The 18,249-nt window shown below is 39.6% G+C and carries 16 protein-coding genes; 10 read left to right on the top strand and 6 right to left on the bottom strand.

What is annotated here, in order from left to right; all coding sequences use genetic code 11:
- Positions 1-3: 3 nt before the first annotated feature.
- Entirely contained in the window at positions 4-555 is a 552-nt protein-coding gene (locus tag MHI46_RS18910) for a PadR family transcriptional regulator (protein ID WP_047203745.1), read from the bottom strand.
- Positions 556-708: 153 nt separating this feature from the next.
- Here MHI46_RS18910 and MHI46_RS18905 point away from each other — a divergent pair, with 153 nt between their 5' ends.
- From MHI46_RS18905 to MHI46_RS18890, 4 genes are all read left to right on the top strand, one after another.
- Entirely contained in the window at positions 709-1,602 is an 894-nt protein-coding gene (locus tag MHI46_RS18905; protein ID WP_342503024.1) for a hypothetical protein, read from the top strand.
- A gap of 274 nt (positions 1,603-1,876) precedes the next feature.
- Positions 1,877-3,736, top strand: coding sequence for a beta-glucoside-specific PTS transporter subunit IIABC (locus MHI46_RS18900; RefSeq protein WP_342503023.1), 1,860 nt, complete (start codon positions 1,877-1,879; stop codon positions 3,734-3,736).
- Between the two features lie 4 nt (positions 3,737-3,740).
- Positions 3,741-5,207, top strand: a complete 1,467-nt coding sequence (locus MHI46_RS18895) for a glycoside hydrolase family 1 protein (RefSeq protein WP_342503022.1) — start codon at positions 3,741-3,743, stop codon at positions 5,205-5,207.
- A gap of 30 nt (positions 5,208-5,237) precedes the next feature.
- Complete coding sequence (locus MHI46_RS18890; RefSeq protein WP_047203741.1) at positions 5,238-6,086, top strand: PRD domain-containing protein; 849 nt, start codon at positions 5,238-5,240, stop codon at positions 6,084-6,086.
- Positions 6,087-6,180: 94 nt separating this feature from the next.
- On the opposite strand, the gene MHI46_RS18885 is transcribed toward MHI46_RS18890, so the two are convergent.
- Positions 6,181-7,359, bottom strand: coding sequence for a Rap family tetratricopeptide repeat protein (locus tag MHI46_RS18885; RefSeq protein ID WP_251180883.1), 1,179 nt, complete (start codon positions 7,357-7,359; stop codon positions 6,181-6,183).
- A gap of 411 nt (positions 7,360-7,770) precedes the next feature.
- Between MHI46_RS18885 and MHI46_RS18880 the strand changes: the two genes are divergently transcribed.
- Complete coding sequence (locus MHI46_RS18880) at positions 7,771-8,004, top strand: hypothetical protein (RefSeq protein WP_251180884.1); 234 nt, start codon at positions 7,771-7,773, stop codon at positions 8,002-8,004.
- 6 nt (positions 8,005-8,010) lie between these two features.
- Here the strand turns inward: MHI46_RS18880 and MHI46_RS18875 are convergent, their stop codons facing one another.
- The 4 genes from MHI46_RS18875 to MHI46_RS18860 all read right to left on the bottom strand — a co-directional run bounded on the left by MHI46_RS18875 (position 8,011) and on the right by MHI46_RS18860 (position 13,083).
- The gene (locus MHI46_RS18875) at positions 8,011-8,772 is read right to left on the bottom strand and encodes an ABC transporter ATP-binding protein (protein ID WP_251180885.1); all 762 of its coding nucleotides are present in this window, start codon (positions 8,770-8,772) and stop codon (positions 8,011-8,013) included.
- A 13-nt stretch (positions 8,773-8,785) separates the two neighbouring features.
- Positions 8,786-11,113 carry an ABC transporter permease gene (locus tag MHI46_RS18870; protein WP_342503021.1) on the bottom strand — a complete coding sequence of 776 codons (2,328 nt, stop codon included), beginning with the start codon at positions 11,111-11,113 and terminating at the stop codon, positions 8,786-8,788.
- On the bottom strand, positions 11,110-12,363 hold the full coding sequence (locus tag MHI46_RS18865) for an MFS transporter (protein WP_342503020.1): 1,254 nt from the start codon (positions 12,361-12,363) through the stop codon (positions 11,110-11,112). Before MHI46_RS18865 ends, MHI46_RS18870 begins: the two co-directional genes overlap by 4 nt.
- 69 nt (positions 12,364-12,432) lie before the next feature.
- Complete coding sequence (locus MHI46_RS18860) at positions 12,433-13,083, bottom strand: TetR/AcrR family transcriptional regulator (protein WP_039182718.1); 651 nt, start codon at positions 13,081-13,083, stop codon at positions 12,433-12,435.
- A 159-nt stretch (positions 13,084-13,242) separates the two neighbouring features.
- Between MHI46_RS18860 and MHI46_RS18855 the strand changes: the two genes are divergently transcribed.
- From MHI46_RS18855 to MHI46_RS18835, 5 genes are all read left to right on the top strand, one after another.
- Positions 13,243-14,355, top strand: coding sequence for a sugar diacid recognition domain-containing protein (locus tag MHI46_RS18855; RefSeq protein WP_039182716.1), 1,113 nt, complete (start codon positions 13,243-13,245; stop codon positions 14,353-14,355).
- A gap of 118 nt (positions 14,356-14,473) precedes the next feature.
- Positions 14,474-15,745 (top strand): SLC13 family permease, encoded by a 1,272-nt coding sequence (locus tag MHI46_RS18850; RefSeq protein ID WP_342503019.1) that lies wholly within the window; start codon positions 14,474-14,476, stop codon positions 15,743-15,745.
- Positions 15,746-15,774: 29 nt separating this feature from the next.
- Positions 15,775-16,914: a glycerate kinase gene (locus MHI46_RS18845; protein ID WP_342503018.1), complete on the top strand. Its 1,140-nt coding sequence runs from the start codon at positions 15,775-15,777 to the stop codon at positions 16,912-16,914.
- A 93-nt stretch (positions 16,915-17,007) separates the two neighbouring features.
- A complete protein-coding gene (locus MHI46_RS18840; RefSeq protein ID WP_024423969.1) occupies positions 17,008-17,346 on the top strand; it encodes a zinc ribbon domain-containing protein YjdM in 339 nt (112 codons plus the stop codon).
- Positions 17,347-17,597: 251 nt separating this feature from the next.
- Entirely contained in the window at positions 17,598-18,119 is a 522-nt protein-coding gene (locus MHI46_RS18835) for a hypothetical protein (RefSeq protein WP_342503017.1), read from the top strand.
- The last annotated feature ends 130 nt before the right edge of the window (positions 18,120-18,249 follow it).

Raw genomic sequence — 18,249 nt, 5'->3', positions numbered from 1 at the left:
CATTTACCCTTCCTTCTTCATCGAATGGAATGTCTCCACGCACCAATCAATTCCAGCTTGAGCCACTCTTTTCCCATAATCTAAAGTAAACAGCCAATACTTCGCATCCGCTTCATCTGGGTAAAGCTCTTGAATGTTTTGTTCAATCGCAACATATGTCTCATAACGAATACGGAGCTGCCTCTCATAATCCTGTAAAAGCGCTAGTTTCTTCTCAAACGAAAGATATTGACCGAAGAATAACTTTAATAACACCTCATTACGTTCTGTTGGTAACTGATCGAGCGGCTGCGCCAGCCATTCTCTTAACGTGTCCAGTCCTTTTTCAGTCAAATGATATTCCCGCTTGTCTGAACGACCAGAGCTAGCAGCAGGTGAAACCTCCGCAAGGCCTTCCTCGACTATTAACTTTAAAGCTGGATAAATTTGTCCATAACTGATTTTCCAAAAATGATGCAAGCTCCTATCAATTAATTGCTTCACTTCGTACCCTGACTTACAATCTGTCGTTAAAATACCTAAAATCGCATACGTCGTATCATTGTATTTTTTCATATCAGCACACCTATCTAAAAGATATATCATTTAGATATATAATAAATGATGGGGAGTGGCAGATACAAGGGGGTGTTGAAAAATAAATTCGATAAAGGAGGGACTCACTCATATATTGATAGAAAAAATTAAATTCTATCGGTGGAGGTATGTATGAATAGATCGAAAATCTGGATCGTGGCAATTCTAGCGGTACTAATCATGGGTGCTGTCAGCTGGATAGTATATCAAGCAAATGCAAAAAAGAGTGTATTGAATCAATCTTACGCCTTTGCATATAAGACCAAGAATCATGTGAACTGGTTCAAAGTAACGGAGAAAAAAGGGAAAGTAACAGGTCATCTGAATGAAACCATTTTGGAGGAAAACTCAAAAAGGCATTTTGATCCTAATCTATTTATCAACAAATATAAATTAACCGGCAAAACGATTGAAAACGGTTACGAATTTCAAGTGAAGCAAGGGAAAAAGACGGTCACATATGAAGTTCACCTTGCTGAAAAAGATCTTTCTGTGAGAAAACAAGGTGAAAAACAAAGCATCACATACAAAGCAGTTGATCAAACAAAACTACGTGCTGTTCAAAAGGACATTCATGACCGATATGAAGAACTGATGGAGGACAGTGAAAATAGATTTCATGATTATGTAAGAAACTTCATTAAGAAAGTAACAGGCGCTTATGGTTATCTGTATACGGCGGAGGATGGTTCATACCAGCTATTTCTAAAAGTAAAACGAATGTATATGCAGTCTGAATGGGCAGGTTCTTTTCTGATGAGAACGGTCCCAGGAGATGGTGGAGCACCTTATAAAGAAACGAAACATACAGCCGGGGGTGTTTCAGATGGGATAATGTTTGATTTGAGTACTTATCCTGCAATTGAAAAGGGTTTTATTTTAGGGGAAACTGACCGAGACGCAACATCAATTAGATTTCCCTTTAAAATGGCAGGCGGTACAATAGAATTTAATGCTGTCACGAAAGAGGAATATCAAGAACAAACGGAAGCATTTAAAAAGCAGGCTGAAGAAAAGAAAAAATAGATGATAAAAGGATATAAATAGAAAAAGATTATCTGGACTAATTAAAGAAAAACATTTTAGGTAAATAGACCTTAATAAATTTCAGAAAAATAAATGTTGACGCTTTCATATAATGCATATATACTAAAAACAAATCCAATATGAATAAATTAGACATGTGACTGGTCATGCAGGCAGGATCTAAAAACGATGAATTTTTCTTTTATTTGTCGTTTTAGGTCCTTTTTTTATTGCCGAAATATAGGTCTCGTGTATGAGAAAAGGGGGAGAAAAAATGAATTACACACAAGTTGCCAAAGACGTTTTACAGCATGTAGGCGGCAAAGAAAACATTGCGCACCTTGAACATTGTTCAACAAGACTTCGCTTCACACTCATTGATCAGAAAAAAGCAGATGTACCAGCACTGGAAAAAACACCGGGTGTCATAGCTGTTAGAATGACAGGACAATGCCAAGTAGTCATTGGGAATGACGTCATTGAAGTGTATCAAAAGGTAACAAGTTTAATAGGCAGCAGCTCATCAAGCCAAGACGTGCCATCCAATCAGCCAAAAGAAAAAAGAAAAGCAGGCACAGTTCTGTTAGATTTCATTGTCGGTGTCTTCCAGCCGCTTGTACCAGCTATCGCAGGCGGAGGAATTTTAAAATCATTTCTTCTCCTTTTCTCTTTATTAGGCTGGATGGATGCAAAGGGACAAACCTATCAAATACTGAACATGGTAGGTGACGCACCACTTTACTTTCTGCCTTTACTAGTTGCTGTAACGACGGCGAATAAACTAAAAGTAAACCCACTGGTCGCACTATCAGCAGTCGGTGCGCTTCTTCTGCCGAACATGACGGCGATGCTTACAGAAGGTGCACAATTACTGTCATTCGATGTGAAAAATATAGCTTATGCGTATCAAGTGTTTCCGGCCATCCTTTCTGTATTGCTTTACGCGCAAATGGAAAAATTCTTTACACGGTTTTCACCAAAACCAATTCGGATTTTCTTCGTTCCGATGATGTCATTGGTCATTACTGTACCAGTTACGCTACTTCTGTTAGGACCGATTGGTTTTACAGCGGGGCAAGGTTTTTCATCTATTATTCTTTCGATGTTTAATACGGTAGGCTGGGTAGCTGTCGCCATTTTAGCAGCGGTCCTCCCATTCATGGTGGCATCAGGCATGCATAAAGCAATGGTTCCTTATGCAGTCACAACGATGGGAACCCTTGGGAAAGAAGCACTTTATTTGCCGGCATCACTTGCGCATAATATTGCGGAAAGTGGAGCGTGTTTCGCTGTGGCACTTCGAACAAAAGACAAGGTACTTAGATCAACAGCCATTTCGGCAGGGATATCAGCCTTTTTTGGCATCACAGAGCCAGCGCTGTATGGTGTGACACTGCAAAATAAGCGAGTTCTAGGAAGTGTCATGATTGGTTCGTTTGTTGGCGGAATTTTCATTGGATTAGTTGGTATACAAGCCTTTGTGCTTGTTGGTCCTGGTTTAGCAAGCATGTCGATGTTTATATCAGATGAGCTACCGCGAAATCTGATGTTTGCTATCATTGGAGCGGTCATTTCGTTTATTGTCGCCTTTATCGCTGCTTTTGTATTAGGTAAAGATCGAACAGTAGAAGAAAAGACAAAGGATCAAGCTGGGTTTGCTGAAAAAATTGGAGCAGGCGAAACATTCAAGAGCCCTGTGATTGGCCAAATGATCTCTCTATCCGAAGTGAAAGATGATATTTTCTCTTCAAAGGTCATGGGAGAAGGAATTGCCATTGTACCTTCAAAAGGAGCACTTTATGCACCTGTAGATGGAGAGGTAACCTTGCTGTTCGAAACAAACCATGCACTTGGTATGAAAACGGACCATGGAGTTGAAGTATTATTCCACATCGGCATTGACACCGTTCAGTTGGAAGGGCAGTATTTCCATCCAAAAGTACAGGCTGGAGATCGTGTTCAAGCGGGTGATTTATTGATTGAATTTGATCTAGAAAAAATCATGGAAGCAGGATATGATCCAGTAACACTTGCTGTAGTCACAAATACAGATCAATATGATATTAAGGTACAGCCATTACAAGAGGTCAATCGTCAAGATACATTGATGGTTGTTACACAATTAGGAGGCTAATCATATGACAAAAATCAAAGGTTTTCCAAAAGGATTTTTATGGGGCGGCGCCATTGCTGCTAACCAGGCAGAAGGCGCCTGGAATATAGATGGAAAGGGGCCGTCTGTTGCAGATATTGCAATGTACCGTTCCAACTTGAGTGTAGAAGATTATGAAGGTCATCTTGCAGTTACCACTGAAAATATAGATCGTGCGATGAAAGATCCAGACGATAAAAAATACCCAAAGCGCAGAGGTGTCGATTTCTATCATCACTATAAAGAGGATTTGGCTCTCTTTGCTGAAATGGGATTTCAAACACTTCGAATTTCTATTGCATGGAGTCGTATCTTCCCTACTGGAGAAGAAGCTGAACCGAATGAAAAAGGGCTGCAATTTTATGATCGTGTCTTTGCAGAAATGAAAAAACACAACATAGAACCGATCGTGACTCTCTCTCATTATGAAATGCCTTTAGCCCTTAGTGTGAAATATAACGGCTGGGTTGAAAGAAAAGTAATCGACCTCTTTGTGAAATTCGCCAATGTTTGTTTCGAACGTTATAAAGATGATGTGAAATATTGGCTTACCTTTAATGAAATTGATAGTATTCACCGACACTCTTTCATTACAGCGGGAATTATTCCTGATCGCTGCTCAGAAGGAAAAGTAGAAGAGACGGTGTACCAAGCACTTCATCATCAATTTGTCGCATCTGCTCTCGTAACAGCAGATTGCCATCGTATCATTCCAGGCAGTCAGGTAGGATGTATGCTGACAAAATTGACAACGTATCCGCATACGTGCCATCCAAATGATGTAGAACAAGCTTTGAAACAAAACTTAGAAAACTATTTCTATGCAGATGTTCAGGTGTTTGGCGAGTATCCGCCACTGATCAAGCGTATGCTTGAGAGAAAAGATATTCATATTCAAATGGAAGCAGATGATCTTACCATTTTAAAAGAAAACACAGTAGATTTTATCTCATTTAGCTACTATATGTCTTTAACGGAATCAGCCCAAGATGGATTAGAAGAGACAGAAGGGAATACCATTCGTGGAGTCAAAAACCCTTATCTTCCTTCAACTGATTGGGGCTGGCAAATTGATCCAGTTGGTCTGAAAATTTCTTTGATCGAATTGTATGATCGCTATCAAAAACCTCTTATCATTGTCGAGAACGGCATGGGTGCAAAGGATGTAGTTGAAAGTGATGGCTCAATCCATGACGACTATCGTATTAACTATTTCAAAGAGCATTTCCGTCAAATGAGAGAAGCCATTGAAGAAGGCGTCGATCTCTTTGGATATACGAGCTGGGGCTCGATTGATATTATTAGTGCAGGTACATCACAAATGTCAAAACGGTACGGCTTCATTCACGTAGATCAAGATGATGACGGGAACGGGACATTAAAACGATCTCGAAAAGATTCATTTTATTGGTACCAAAAAGTCATTGAGACAAATGGTGAATCGCTTGATTAAACACCACAATCATGAAAACAGGTGATGACGATGTTTAAAATCAAAAAAGTTTTAAACTCGAGCGTGGTCCTGGCTGAAGATCAGAACCAACAGGAGATGGTTTTGTTCGGCCGAGGAATTGGCTATGGCCAGAAACCAGGTCAAATGATAGAAGAGAAAAAAGCGGACCAAGTCTTTATGTCAGTCGATAACATGAGAGCAAAAGAATTTCTTCAATTGTTAGATTCAATGCCTCAGGAGTTTATTGATTTAACTCAGCAAATTGTCCAATATGCAGAAAAACGTTTAAGCTCAACTTTAAATTCAGGTGTTTATTTTACCTTAATGGATCATTTGAATTTTGCAGTGGAACGTCATAAAAAGAATATTAATATTACGAATCGTGTGTATTGGGAAATCAAAAATTACTATACAGAAGAATTTGAAGTAGGGAACTACGCACTTGAGTTAGTCAATGACACATTGGGCATACAATTACCAAAAGAAGAAGCTGCCAATATTGCCTTTCACTTGATTAATGCATTAGGTGAAGAGTCCGAGTCGAAAGATGGTATGAAATACGCCAAGATGATCGGAAGTATTGTCAATCTTGTTCGCTATACGTTGAATATGAAAATGGATCAAGAGAATATTCATTACAGCCGGTTCATTACACATGTGAAATTCTTTGTAGAAAGATTTTATGCTGATAAATTATTATCAGATCAAGAAAATGAGTTATTTGAACAAATTGCACATTTATATCCTCAAGCGATGGATGTTGCTTTTAAGATCAAAGACTATATTAAACAGGTGCATAGTATCATCATTCCTAATGATGAGCTGACTTATCTTGCGGTACATATACACCGCCTCATTTCTTATCAGCAACTAAAATAAATGTGGAACCACTTGCCTTGATGAGGCGAGTGGTTCTTTATTTGGCAAATGTTTATATTAAGTTCCGATAGGTCGTTCTGTTGGACCATTTTCATCATTTAATGAATTGAAAGTCCCTGTTTGTCCTAAAACAACGATGGTCAAAGTGATAATCAATAAACTCATTTTTTTCATTAGAATTCCCCCAGTCAATGATAGGATGTTTCATGCGATCAGCTTCCTTCAAAAAGAGATAGGCTTGATGAATTGCTCCCAGCTCTTCAAAGTGTTTTGCTGCTAATGCACTTAATTCACAGACTCCTTCAGCATCTTTTAATTTTTTAAGAATGCTGATTTCATCGAAACAGGCTTGAGCTTTTTGAGCCATATCTTCAGTGAAATATAGATGGTAAAGCAAATTCATTTTTGCTGTATAGATGGGGCATTTCTCTGATTCATGTTTTTGGTTAACCAATTCGAAGTAATAGAGAGCTTGTGTCCTTTCATCGATAGAAAGCAGCTCTTTCATTAACATGTACATGGAGTGATGGAAGTAACACGATGAGAGATAGTCTTCGTCACTAAGAGCCTTTTCTAGGGCATCGATACATTTTTTTGATTCGCCAGCTTCGGCGTACAAAATACTGATATTATGATAAAGCTGTGATGTTAGAAAATGATCATTGAGACTGTCTGCGATGTGTAATGCTTTTTTGTAGTAATTTTCTGCCCTTATAAAGTCGCCAATGTCCATATAATTAGCAGCGGCGATGACAAAGGCTGCAGCTAGTCTTCTTTCATATCCTTCATGGCTTTTGAAAATATCAATAGCATTCTGAATGTAGTGTAGAGAAATTAGGCTTTGACGAAGCAGCATATATAAGTTAGCGATTTTCGTATGGAATTCTGCTACTTCTATTTCATCAGGAATGTGTTGTAGTTTTTTCTCGGCAATTTTAAACAGTCCAATGGCTGATGCATAGTCTCTTTTATATGACGCGTAAAGAGCTTTGTATAGGTAAAAATAGTATTCAATTAAGTCGTTTGTTTTAGAGGGGCAATCCGGCTCTGGCTGTTCTTTCAGTTTCGTACCTCTTCGTTCATATAACATGAGCTTATACTTGCCTTCTAGCAATGAGTAATAGGTCAAGACCTCCTGATTCTCTTCCATTTTTTGAAGTAATTCCTTTAATTCTGTATACATTGCTTTTGCACTGTGTACATCGTGCTTACGAATTGCAATTCTCCAATCATTTAAACGATTCCCCACCTGTTCAGCAGAAATGATGGCCATGGAAATTTCACCTCTTTAAGATCCTTTCACCTGTTTCATAAAAAACGATATCACAATTTTTGGTAAAATATAATCGTTTCGGTGAGGTGATTGACAAGAGGTAATAAAAAGGACCTAAGGTCATGCGATGTACGATATTGTAAGGGTGATTGCTTGTTAACACAAATGAATAAGATCTCTTTTTGGAAATCTAAAAAAGGGATTTATACAATGGATTTTATGATAATGAACGAAAATAACACTCGTATATTTGGAAAAAAGAAATTTTAGCTATTTCAGAGGGAAAATGGAAGGTCGATCTAGGAAAGAAAATCAGGTATGATGTTGCTAGATCATGAGATAAGGAACTGATAGATGACGACAAAAGTAAGTATTAAACACAAACTCCGACCTTTTAGAAAGGATGTTGAAATGAAAAAAAGATTTCAAAGCTTAAACAGACAAATCACAGTCATTATCACGACTCTTTTACTTGTTTTAGTGACTCTATATATGTCAAAGAGATACTTCTATAGCAAAGAAATTGAGCTGCTGACAGAATCTTGTCAACAAGCTGGCGGCAAAATCATCTTAGAAACAAATAGTCTATGGATTACTCGTTTGAGTGCCAGAAAAAGTAGAACAGGCAGTTTCCTGCCTGTTTGACTCAAATTAAAAACCTAAATTTTGCAGCCATTGATTTAATCTCATTTCTCGGTTCTCGACAGTTGAATGATCATATCTTCCTAATTGTAAACTGTCTTCCATTTCTCCGTCATTCATAAACATGATTCTTTCAGAACGAAGAGCCACCTTGGGGTCATGTGTAACAAGTAGCAGTGTTGCTCCTTCAGAGTGGATTCTTGAAAAAATATTCATCACTTCCTTTGTTGTACTGGAATTAAGAGCACCTGTTGGTTCATCAGCGAAAAGTATGTCTGGTTCATTCATGAGCGCTCGGCAGATAGCAGCTCTTTGAAGCTGTCCTCCCGATACTTCTGTCAAATATCTATTTGCCAAATGATCAATTTCGAGTTTTTCCATTAAATATTGAGCTCGTTCATTCACTTCTTGTCTTGGCTTTTTCTTTGCTAAATAAGCTGCTGCAATGATGTTGTCAAATAGATTAAGATTTTTTAATAAGTGGCTGTGCTGAAAGACAAATCCCATCTCAGTTAAGCGCAGAGCACTTAACTGTTTTTCTGTCATTTCTGATAGTGATCGGCCTTTATAATTGATGTCTCCTGTTGAAGCTGTTTCTATGCCGCTAAGCTGATAAAGTAAGGATGTTTTTCCACATCCAGAGGGTCCCATAATGGTCACGAATTCCCCACGCTTTATCGATAAATGTATATCCTTAAGAATCGTTTGTTTCTGTCCTTTTAATGAATTGATATGCAATGACAATCGCTTCGTTTCAATCAAGTGTTCCATGTGAAACAACTCCTTATAAAAGTGTATGCCTTGTCGTTTGATTAGAAAAAAACGTCTTCAATAACCAGGCGATCAAAGCTAAATTGACAATAAATAGTATGAGTGGATACACAACCGACACCCATTGCGGTGACAGCCACTGGAGGCTCGACACCCCTAATGATGCTCCACCTATACTCATCAAAGCAGGACCAATTGTATTGACCGCGATTGTTCCAATAAAAGCGCCAAAAGAGAGAACAACGATAAAACTTGTTATATATTGTGCTGTTATATCTGTTAGAGAAAATCCAATTGTCCTTAACATGTTGTTCCGGCTTGAATCTTTCGCCTTTAACATGTGCAGAAACATGAATAGCATTAAGCTGGCGGTTCCAAAGGCAGCTAATGCAGCAAAAAATGCAACGACTTTTACGATAGCTGCTGTGCTGCCGATCGTTTGATGAACGTATTCTTTCATATCTGTCACTTTTGCAGGAGATACCTTTTTTTCAAATATCGCCTTTTTCTCTGCAATATTTACTCCTGGTTTTAGTTGGATTTGAATGGTTTTCCAAAGAGCTGATTGAGGAAATGGCTGTGATATTGCTTTTGCTGTTTTGCCTCCATTGGTGACGTCCTGATAAATACCTGTCACTGTTCTTTGGGTTTCATGTCCGTTAGTTACGAGAGTGATTCTTTCTCCTATCTTTTTCTGAAGTGAATCTGCATTTAACACGGATAAGGCAATTTCATCATTCTTTAAAGGCTGCCGCCCTTGTAAATAGGTGAGGGGAAATGCTGAGAGCTCACCTGTTTCTAAATAGAGCGTTTCTAATGAATTCTCCTTTGATTTCGCCTGAAGAGAAGCAGTCTCATAGATGGCTGCTGTTTGAATGCTCCGATCTTCACGAATCATTGATTCTATTTCGTTTGTATTTTTCGTTAGTTGATTTCTTTGGCGTATATCAATTCGGAGGTCACTTTTACCAGAGCCAAGGTATGTGATGAAATTCGGTGATTGTAAGGTATGCCATAGCTGAATAGGCATCAGCATTAAAAATGTACAAAGTGCAATAATACAAGTAATCGTTGTGTACAACTTCTTTCGTGATATCAGGTCTTTTAAACCAAGCCAAATATGGATTGGTAAGAACCTGCTTTTCTTGAGGTGCATAGGTATTTTTTTCTTATGATTCGATGAATGGATACCACCTTGAAGGGCTTGAGCAGCTGATATTTGACCAAACTTTCTTAGGACAGCATAGCTGCAAGAGATGACGATCATTGCTGTCACAATAGAAACAAAAAGCGGGATTAATAAATGATCAAAAGAAGGCTGATTCCCCATGTATTGCTGAATATTGGCCGTAAACATATCACCAAATATAAGTGTTAACACATAGCCTGCTATACATCCTGCACAAGCAAGCACGGCATACTTTCCAACGTATAATTGCTTAATTTTTGTTAAAGGAACCCCAATTACCTTCAGTATGCCAATTTCACGTTCATCTTCTTCTATAGAAGCCGTCATAGCAAGATGGAGTGAGAGAAGGGCTATACTAATGAGCAGCAGGCAAACAAGCAGGAGAATGGCAATCACCATTCCATCTGTCAATGCGTTCAGCATGCGCAACAAAGGCAGTGTGACAGCTGGGCCTTGTTGTGGCATCTGTGATGATTGATAGATTGCTTGAAAAGCATCTGTCTGCGCGGCATCATGCAGTAAAAATTCGATTAAGTACTCTTTTTGTTGAAACACTTGATTTATTGCGTCCCAATCCTCGTTATGAAGAAGAAATCTTTTTGAACTGACTAGACTGGGGTTCATTTGTGCATCTCGCAAGAACGCTTTGATGCGAAAGGTGAATTGATTAGCTCCTTTCTCAATCAGTAACGTTTCACCTATGTTGAGATGATACTTTTGTTGAAAATAAATTGGGACAGCCACTTCACCTTTATTGACAGTGAGCTTCTCGTTTTGTTGATTTAAAAGAAAATCAAAATTGCGATTTTGCTTCACAAATAAATGATCCATCACACCTGCTTTGGCAGGCTCATGTCCGAACCTGATGTTTGCATGTTCAATTGGTATCATTGGGACGATTTGATGAGCTTTTACCATGGACTGCTTACTTGAAAATGCTTCAATGTCTTTTTCATTTAGGTCGCCGTCATGCATTTGGACAAAGTCTGGCGCTTTAGCAGAATGGAGCAGGCCAGAAATGGACCCATTCAGCTGTACTGTCATTTGAGCGGCACTTGCTGCGAGAAATGAAGTCATCATGATGCAAATAGTTAAACCAATTGAAATAAGACGGTGGCGGGTTAAGTCTTTCTTTATAAAGGCGAATCTCATGAGGCTGATTCTCCTTCATGTTGAAGCATATTTTTTGTTAGGTAGGCTAGGGCAAACATGAAAATACTGACGATCAACACAGTCACATACATGTTGGCTGAAAACGTATTGAACAAGAACCCATACATCATTTGACCAAGCGGGACAGCACATTGAGAAACCATTGTTAGGTTGGCCATCACTTTTCCTAATTGGTGATTTGGTGTTTTCTTTTGAATATGTGATATCACAACGACCGAGATCATTGTAAGCAGCATAGCAATTGGAAGACATCCTGCTAAAAAGAGGAAATAAGCTGGATAAGTGCCAAATTGTAGAGCCATAGTCGATGTTGAGAACGCCACAGGCAGCAGGATGATGGCGATGACAAGCATCCAGCGATATAAAGTAGGAATGCGCCAATGCTTCGTTACAAGTCCAACTAGCAGAGCACCTGCGATGACAGCGAACTCAATCAAGCCCATTCCTATTCCATACATGATGTCACTGGTTTTCATTGTGACCCTTAAAATGATTGGGCCACCTACGATAAAAAATGGTGTAAGAATGAAATTTAACATTGCAGCAAGCAGCATGGTTCTTTTTAGAAACGGCTGGCTGCCGATATAAGAAAATCCTTGTTTCATATCTTTTATGAGCACTTTGCCCATAGAATCTGTCAGCGGACTAGAGGAGAAGGGTATTTTTAATCGTAAGAGCATGCACGCAGATAGGAAAAATACGATGGCACTGGCACCTATAATGAATTGACTTCCAATCATTCCGTATAAAACTCCGCCGATAACAGGTGCGAGAACACCTGAAAGTGCCTGAACGCCATTGACGATGCCGTTCGCTTGTTCTAATTGATCTTCTTTCACTAGCTGTGGAATGCTGGACATCACAGTAGGTGCATAAAACGTACTCATCACACCAAGAAGTATCATAACAGCTCCGATCATGTAGAGTGAATCATTTCCAGATAGTAACCAGAAATAAAAAGCCAGAATCATGATGCCGGCGAGGACGTCAAATAAAATCATCAAGTTCCTTCTGTTAAACCGGTCAGCGATTGCACCAGCTAATGGGGAGAGAAGGAACGGGATATTGGATAAAGCGAAAAGTAAGGCAAATAAATCAACTCGTTGTGTCATATCAAGCACATGTAAAGATAGAACAAATCGAATGAGAGAAGATCCGAAAACGGAAATAATCTGTCCGAGAACGAGGTAGATAAAGTGAGATGAATCTCTTTTGAATAATCCATTCATAAATATCACTCTCCTTTTAGACCGACCGTCAGTCTATAATGTATGCAGGATTGGTATTGAAGTGACCAATCACTGATTATTTTCATCCTGCTCACCAGATAATCGCTTCAGCAGGAAGGAAAAGCTCCCCTTATCTGCATGCAATGAGGATTCGAGTATATCGATAAAAGCTAAAGCGCGTTGTATACTTTCTTCGGCTGTCCATTGAAACAGGCCTTCATCAAATATGACCTGTGCAGAAGCGAGAAGGAATTCAACCGTCTCTTGCGGATACTTCGTTTTGAATGTCCCTTCCTCTACACCTTGCTGAATGACATCTGCCAACACTGGTGATAGTTCTTTAATGGCTTTAATTAAGCTTTTTTGATGCATTTCTGCATTAGAAGGCTGATGGAACTGATCGATCATCCCCTGTTTATGGCTTCCTTGCTGAGGTGATTGCGCCATGATGATACGAAATAGTTTGTCAACGACTGGAAGGTCTGGATCAGCCGCAATACGCTTTGCCACGATGATATCTTCTTTGATGATCCTGTCAATAATGGCATCCATTACTTCTTCTTTGGATGCGAAGTAGTAATAAAAGGTGCCTTTTGCAATGCCAACGGCTTTTAATATGTCAATAATCGTTGTTTTCTGATAGCCTTTGGTTGAAAAAAGCGCTTCTGCTGCGTTTAATATGTCATTTTTACGTTCCTCAGGATGTTTAACGGTTCTCATAAAGCCATCCTTTCTTTTAACTAGACTGTCGGTCGGTCTTTGATTTGATTAAACACTTTTTAGGGTGTCTTTGTCAATGGCTGGTTTTAAACACTTTGCATTTATTGTTCAAAGACACTATGATACATTGAATGAAAACACCTTCAGGAGAGATGCCTCATGCAATTTTTAACCAGTGAATTGGCTCAAGAAATGGTTGAACGTACGATGCATATTTTACATAAAAACATCAATGTGATGAATGCAGATGGTGTCATTATTGGTTCTGGTGAACGAAACAGGATTGGCCAGAAACATGATGGTGCACGACTTGTTCTGACAAGCGGGAACAGTGTGGAAATTGACCATGAGACCTCCTTGCGCTTAGAAGGAGTGAGACCGGGGATCAACCTGCCTATTTGCTTTCATGAACAAGTAGTTGGTGTGATTGGGATTACTGGTGAGCCAGAGGACATTCGGCATCATGCCGAGCTGGTGAAGATGGCAGCTGAACTGGTGTTAGAGCAATCTTTTCTACTCGAACGGGTTCAATGGCGTCATCGAATAGAAAGTGAAATTGTCAATCAGTTGATTTCATATTCTGATGTTGGGGATCATCAGCTGAAAAATCGAGCTGCTTGGCTGGGAATGGATTTAGACAAGCGCCGAAGGGCTATTGTTTTTCAGCCAGTTCCATCCTCAGAGGATGCTGTTCATAAATTGATGCATGCGATTCAATATGATAAGAAGTCGGATGATTTACTTGGTATGACCTTTTGTCATGAATTGATTCTTTTAAGTCATTCAATACCTGAACATCAATTAAAGCAGATGGCAGGTCATCTGCAAAGAACAATGCAAAGAGCAATAGGAGGCCAAGTGCTAGTGGGGATAGGGACTGTCGCTGACGACATCAGCCAGCTGCCAATTTCTTTTCAGCATGCGAGAGAAGCCCTGAGATTAGGGAAAGCTCTTGATCCGGAAGAAAGTATGTATTTCTTTGAGTCTTATCAGCTGGAAAGCTTATTCATGATTGCGGGAATTGCTGAAAAGAAAAGTCGATGGACTGACTTTTACAAGCCGCTGACACAAGAAGCAGAGCTCGCCCATACATTAAGGGTTTACATTGAAGAGGGCGGTGATTTGCAGAGCATTGTTGATCGTTTATTTATTCATCGGAATACATTGCGTTATCGTTTAGACAAAATTCAAGAATTGACTGGAAAAGACCCTCGTCATGTAAAACAGTTAATCGAGCTTTATATGGCGCAGCTAATGAATCAATTATCTTGATTGTGCAAATGCACAATTGAGTAGAGTGATAGATGAAAAAAGTTCATCCAGATTCACAACACAATCCCTCTGGGTAAACGCTTACAATTGGAGAAAGATATTTTTAGGGGGATTGAGGATGAGTGGAGATGTAACGGTAAGTACTTTGGGAGCCCTGGCGGCGCTTGTGATCGCGATTGTTCTCATTCTAAAAAAAGTATCACCTGCTTATGGCATGCTGGCAGGTGCATTTATAGGCGGCTTGGTTGGCGGTGTAGATATTGTTCAGACCGTCAACGTCATGATGGAAGGTGCTAAGGACATGATTCCAGCTGTCCTTAGAATTATGGCGGCAGGTGTACTGGCTGGTGTTCTCATTGAGTCGGGTGCAGCGTTATCGATCGCTGAGGCCATCGTGAGAAGGCTTGGTGAGGCGAGGGCACTATTAGCACTCGCACTTGCAACGATGATTTTAACAGCAGTGGGCGTGTTTGTAGATGTTGCGGTTATTACGGTAGCGCCCATCGCACTTGCCATTGCCAAACGCGCAAAGCTCTCAAAAACGGGAATTCTCCTTGCTATGATTGGAGGCGGGAAGGCAGGAAATATCATGTCACCGAATCCGAATGCCATTGCCGCTTCAGATGCTTTTGGTGTACCTCTGACTTCAATGATGGCTGCGGGTGTCATTCCAGCTGTGTTCGGGCTGGCGGTTACATATGTATTAGCTAAAAAGCTTGCAAACAAGGGGACACCCGTTCTTGAAGAGGAAACCGGGCAAAGTAAAGTTCAAATACCTGCTTTTTTTCAAGCACTGGCTGGTCCGCTCGTTACCATTTTATTGTTGGCTTTAAGGCCGCTTTTTCAAATCAATATAGATCCAATGATCGCCTTACCAATTGGAGGGATTGTAGGCGCTCTTTTCATGAAAAAAGGGAAATTTCTCAATGATTATGCGATGTCAGGGCTTCATAAAATGTCAGGTGTCGCGATTATGTTATTAGGGACAGGTACATTGGCAGGAATCGTATCGAATTCTTCCTTAAAAGATGTGTTTATTCAGGCACTTGATGCATCGGGTTTACCTCCATATTTACTTGCACCAACTTCAGGGATATTTATGTCAGCCGCTACTGCTTCGACAACAGCTGGCACGGCGGTAGCGAGTGGTGTGTTTAGTGGAACACTGATTGGGCTTGGTGTATCTGCTCTTTCAGGGGCAGCCATGATTCATGCTGGCGCAACAGTGCTTGACCATATGCCGCACGGGAGCTTTTTCCATGCAACAGCAGGAAGTGTTCAAATGGATATTAAAGAGCGTTTAAAGCTCATGCCTTTTGAATCGTTAATCGGTTTGACGTTAACCGTTATATCGACCATTATTTTTGGCGTTTTCCAGCTGTTTGGCTGAGGACATGATAAGAAAAGAGGGGCTTTAGGATGAAAATTGTGATCGCACCAGATTCATTTAAAGAAAGTTTATCTGCTTATGAGACAGCATGTGCCATTGAGCGAGGATTTCGTTCTATTTTGCCAAACGCAGAATATATCAAACTGCCAATGGCAGATGGAGGAGAGGGGACTGTTCAATCGTTGGTTGATGCGACGGGCGGGCACATTGTTCATCAAGTGGTCACGGGCCCGCTTGGTGAGCCTGTGGATGCTTTTTTTGGCATGTTAGGAGACAGTCAGACTGCTGTCATAGAGATGGCTGCAGCCTCTGGATTACACCTTGTTCCGCGAGAAAAACGTAATCCGTTATGGACGACATCGAGAGGAACTGGTGAATTAATACTTGCAGCGCTGGATAAAGGAGCGAAGCATGTGATCATTGGGCTTGGCGGAAGTGCAACAAATGATGGCGGTGTTGGGATGATGCAAGGATTAGGTGCAGCTTTCCTTGATAAAACAGGACATGCACTGACGTCAGGCGGCGGGGCACTTCATCAATTAGCTTCAATTGATTTATCTGGACTCGATCCAAGACTGCAATCCGTCCGGCTGGAGGCGGCTTGTGATGTGGATAATCCTTTAACAGGTGAGAGAGGAGCGTCTGCCGTTTTCGGCCCTCAAAAGGGAGCAGATGAAGAAATGGTTCAAGTGTTAGACAAGAACCTAGCTCATTTTGCACGAGTAGCTGAAAAGCAGTTCAATATATCCTTTGAAGATGCAGCAGGGGCAGGAGCGGCAGGAGGACTTGGTGCGAGTTTATTAGGCTTTTTAAAAGCCGATTTGCAAAGAGGAATCGATATTGTGCTGAAAGCTGTTCATTTTGATGACATCATCAAGGAGGCAGACCTTGTCATTACGGGAGAAGGCCGAATTGACCGGCAGACCATTTATGGAAAAACGCCAATCGGCGTAGCCAAAGCAGCGAAGCAGTATAATCTACCCGTGATTGCCATCGCAGGCTCTCTTTCAAAAGACAGTGCAGTCGTACATGATCATGGAATTGATGCACTTTTTAGTATTGTTCCAGGTATTACCTCTCTTTCTGAGGCGATACGCGATGCAAATCTTCATGTAGAGAGAACAGCTCGGAATATCGCAGCTTTGTTAGAATTTGGAATAAAAAAGTAAAAGGTGAAAAATGTTTCCTTTTCTATCACATTCCTTCTATGAGAAATGTGGTAAAATCGATATAAATGATGTAGAAAGTTGGAGGAAACAAAAATGTCTAATCTACCGAATTGTCCTTCGTGCAGCTCACCTTATACATACGAGGACGGCAGTCTGCTGGTTTGTCCTGAGTGTGCGCATGAATGGTCACTTGAACAAGAGCAAGCGGCAGAGGAACAGCTTGTTGTCAAAGATGCGAATGGGAACCTGTTAAGTGATGGGGACACGGTCTCTGTTATTAAAGACCTAAAAGTAAAAGGTTCTTCATCCGTTTTGAAAATAGGAACGAAGGTCAAAGGCATTCGTTTAGTGGAAGGCGATCATAACATTGATTGTAAAATCCCTAGCTTCGGCGCAATGAAATTAAAATCAGAGTTTGTGAAAAAGATATAAACAAAAAAAGTTATACTATTAGAACTTGCTAAATCTGAGCAAGAAATAAGTATAAGAATGTTGTAGTTGTACAAAAAACACCTAAATTGTTAAAGGAAACATATCCCTTAATAAATTAGGTGTTTTATATTTTTATACAGTTTTTAAAATGATGAGGAACTATTCAAAGGAATATCCGTATATATTATTGGAATAATTTAAGCTTATCATTTCATAAATTAATTGAGTCTAAAAATAAATGGGAGATAAAAATGGAGTTTGGATATTTTAAGAAGCCTGTGATCAAAAAAACGACCAAATGTATACCAATTAGTAATAAAGAAGAAATCACCATTGGATTTATAAAAAGATTTTATACAAACAAAGTTGAAAAGTTGATTGATCACATATTTGATGAGTTTTATGTGAATGTTGAAGTAATGGATTCGAATTCTAATATGATTGTAAAGGCTACTGAAAATAAATCTCTCCAATCAATGTTACGTTCAAATTGGGTCATAGAATGTAAAGATAAAGGAAGGTTATTATTAGAAGATAGAACTAAAATTAAAATAAATCCAATGATGAAATTAATAATAAATGATACTATATATTGTCTAAAGAAAGATTTTTCCAATAGACGTGTTAGATTAGAAAACTCAGAGCAGACGATAGCTGAAATTACATACGATAAAATAATACCTCCTGCAACAGTTAGTATTGAAAAAAAGCAGGGTGACTTATCTTTACATCTTATTGCATGCCTCTATTATATATTTATGTTAAGAGAGTAAGCGGGGATCCTATAAGTGCATCATCATTTTGAATCCCACATTCTATAAACAGTATTTTAAATCATTACCTTAACCCTACCTTAAAAAAGGCAGATGATTCGCTAAATTTTGGCTAATCCCCTTCACAACT

This window comes from Bacillus sp. FSL K6-1000 (genome assembly GCF_038630785.1).
In the GTDB taxonomy this organism is placed as follows: domain Bacteria; phylum Bacillota; class Bacilli; order Bacillales; family Bacillaceae; genus Bacillus; species Bacillus safensis.
The sequence above is the reverse complement of the archived record's forward strand: the minus strand, read 5'-3'. Positions and strand labels throughout refer to the sequence as shown.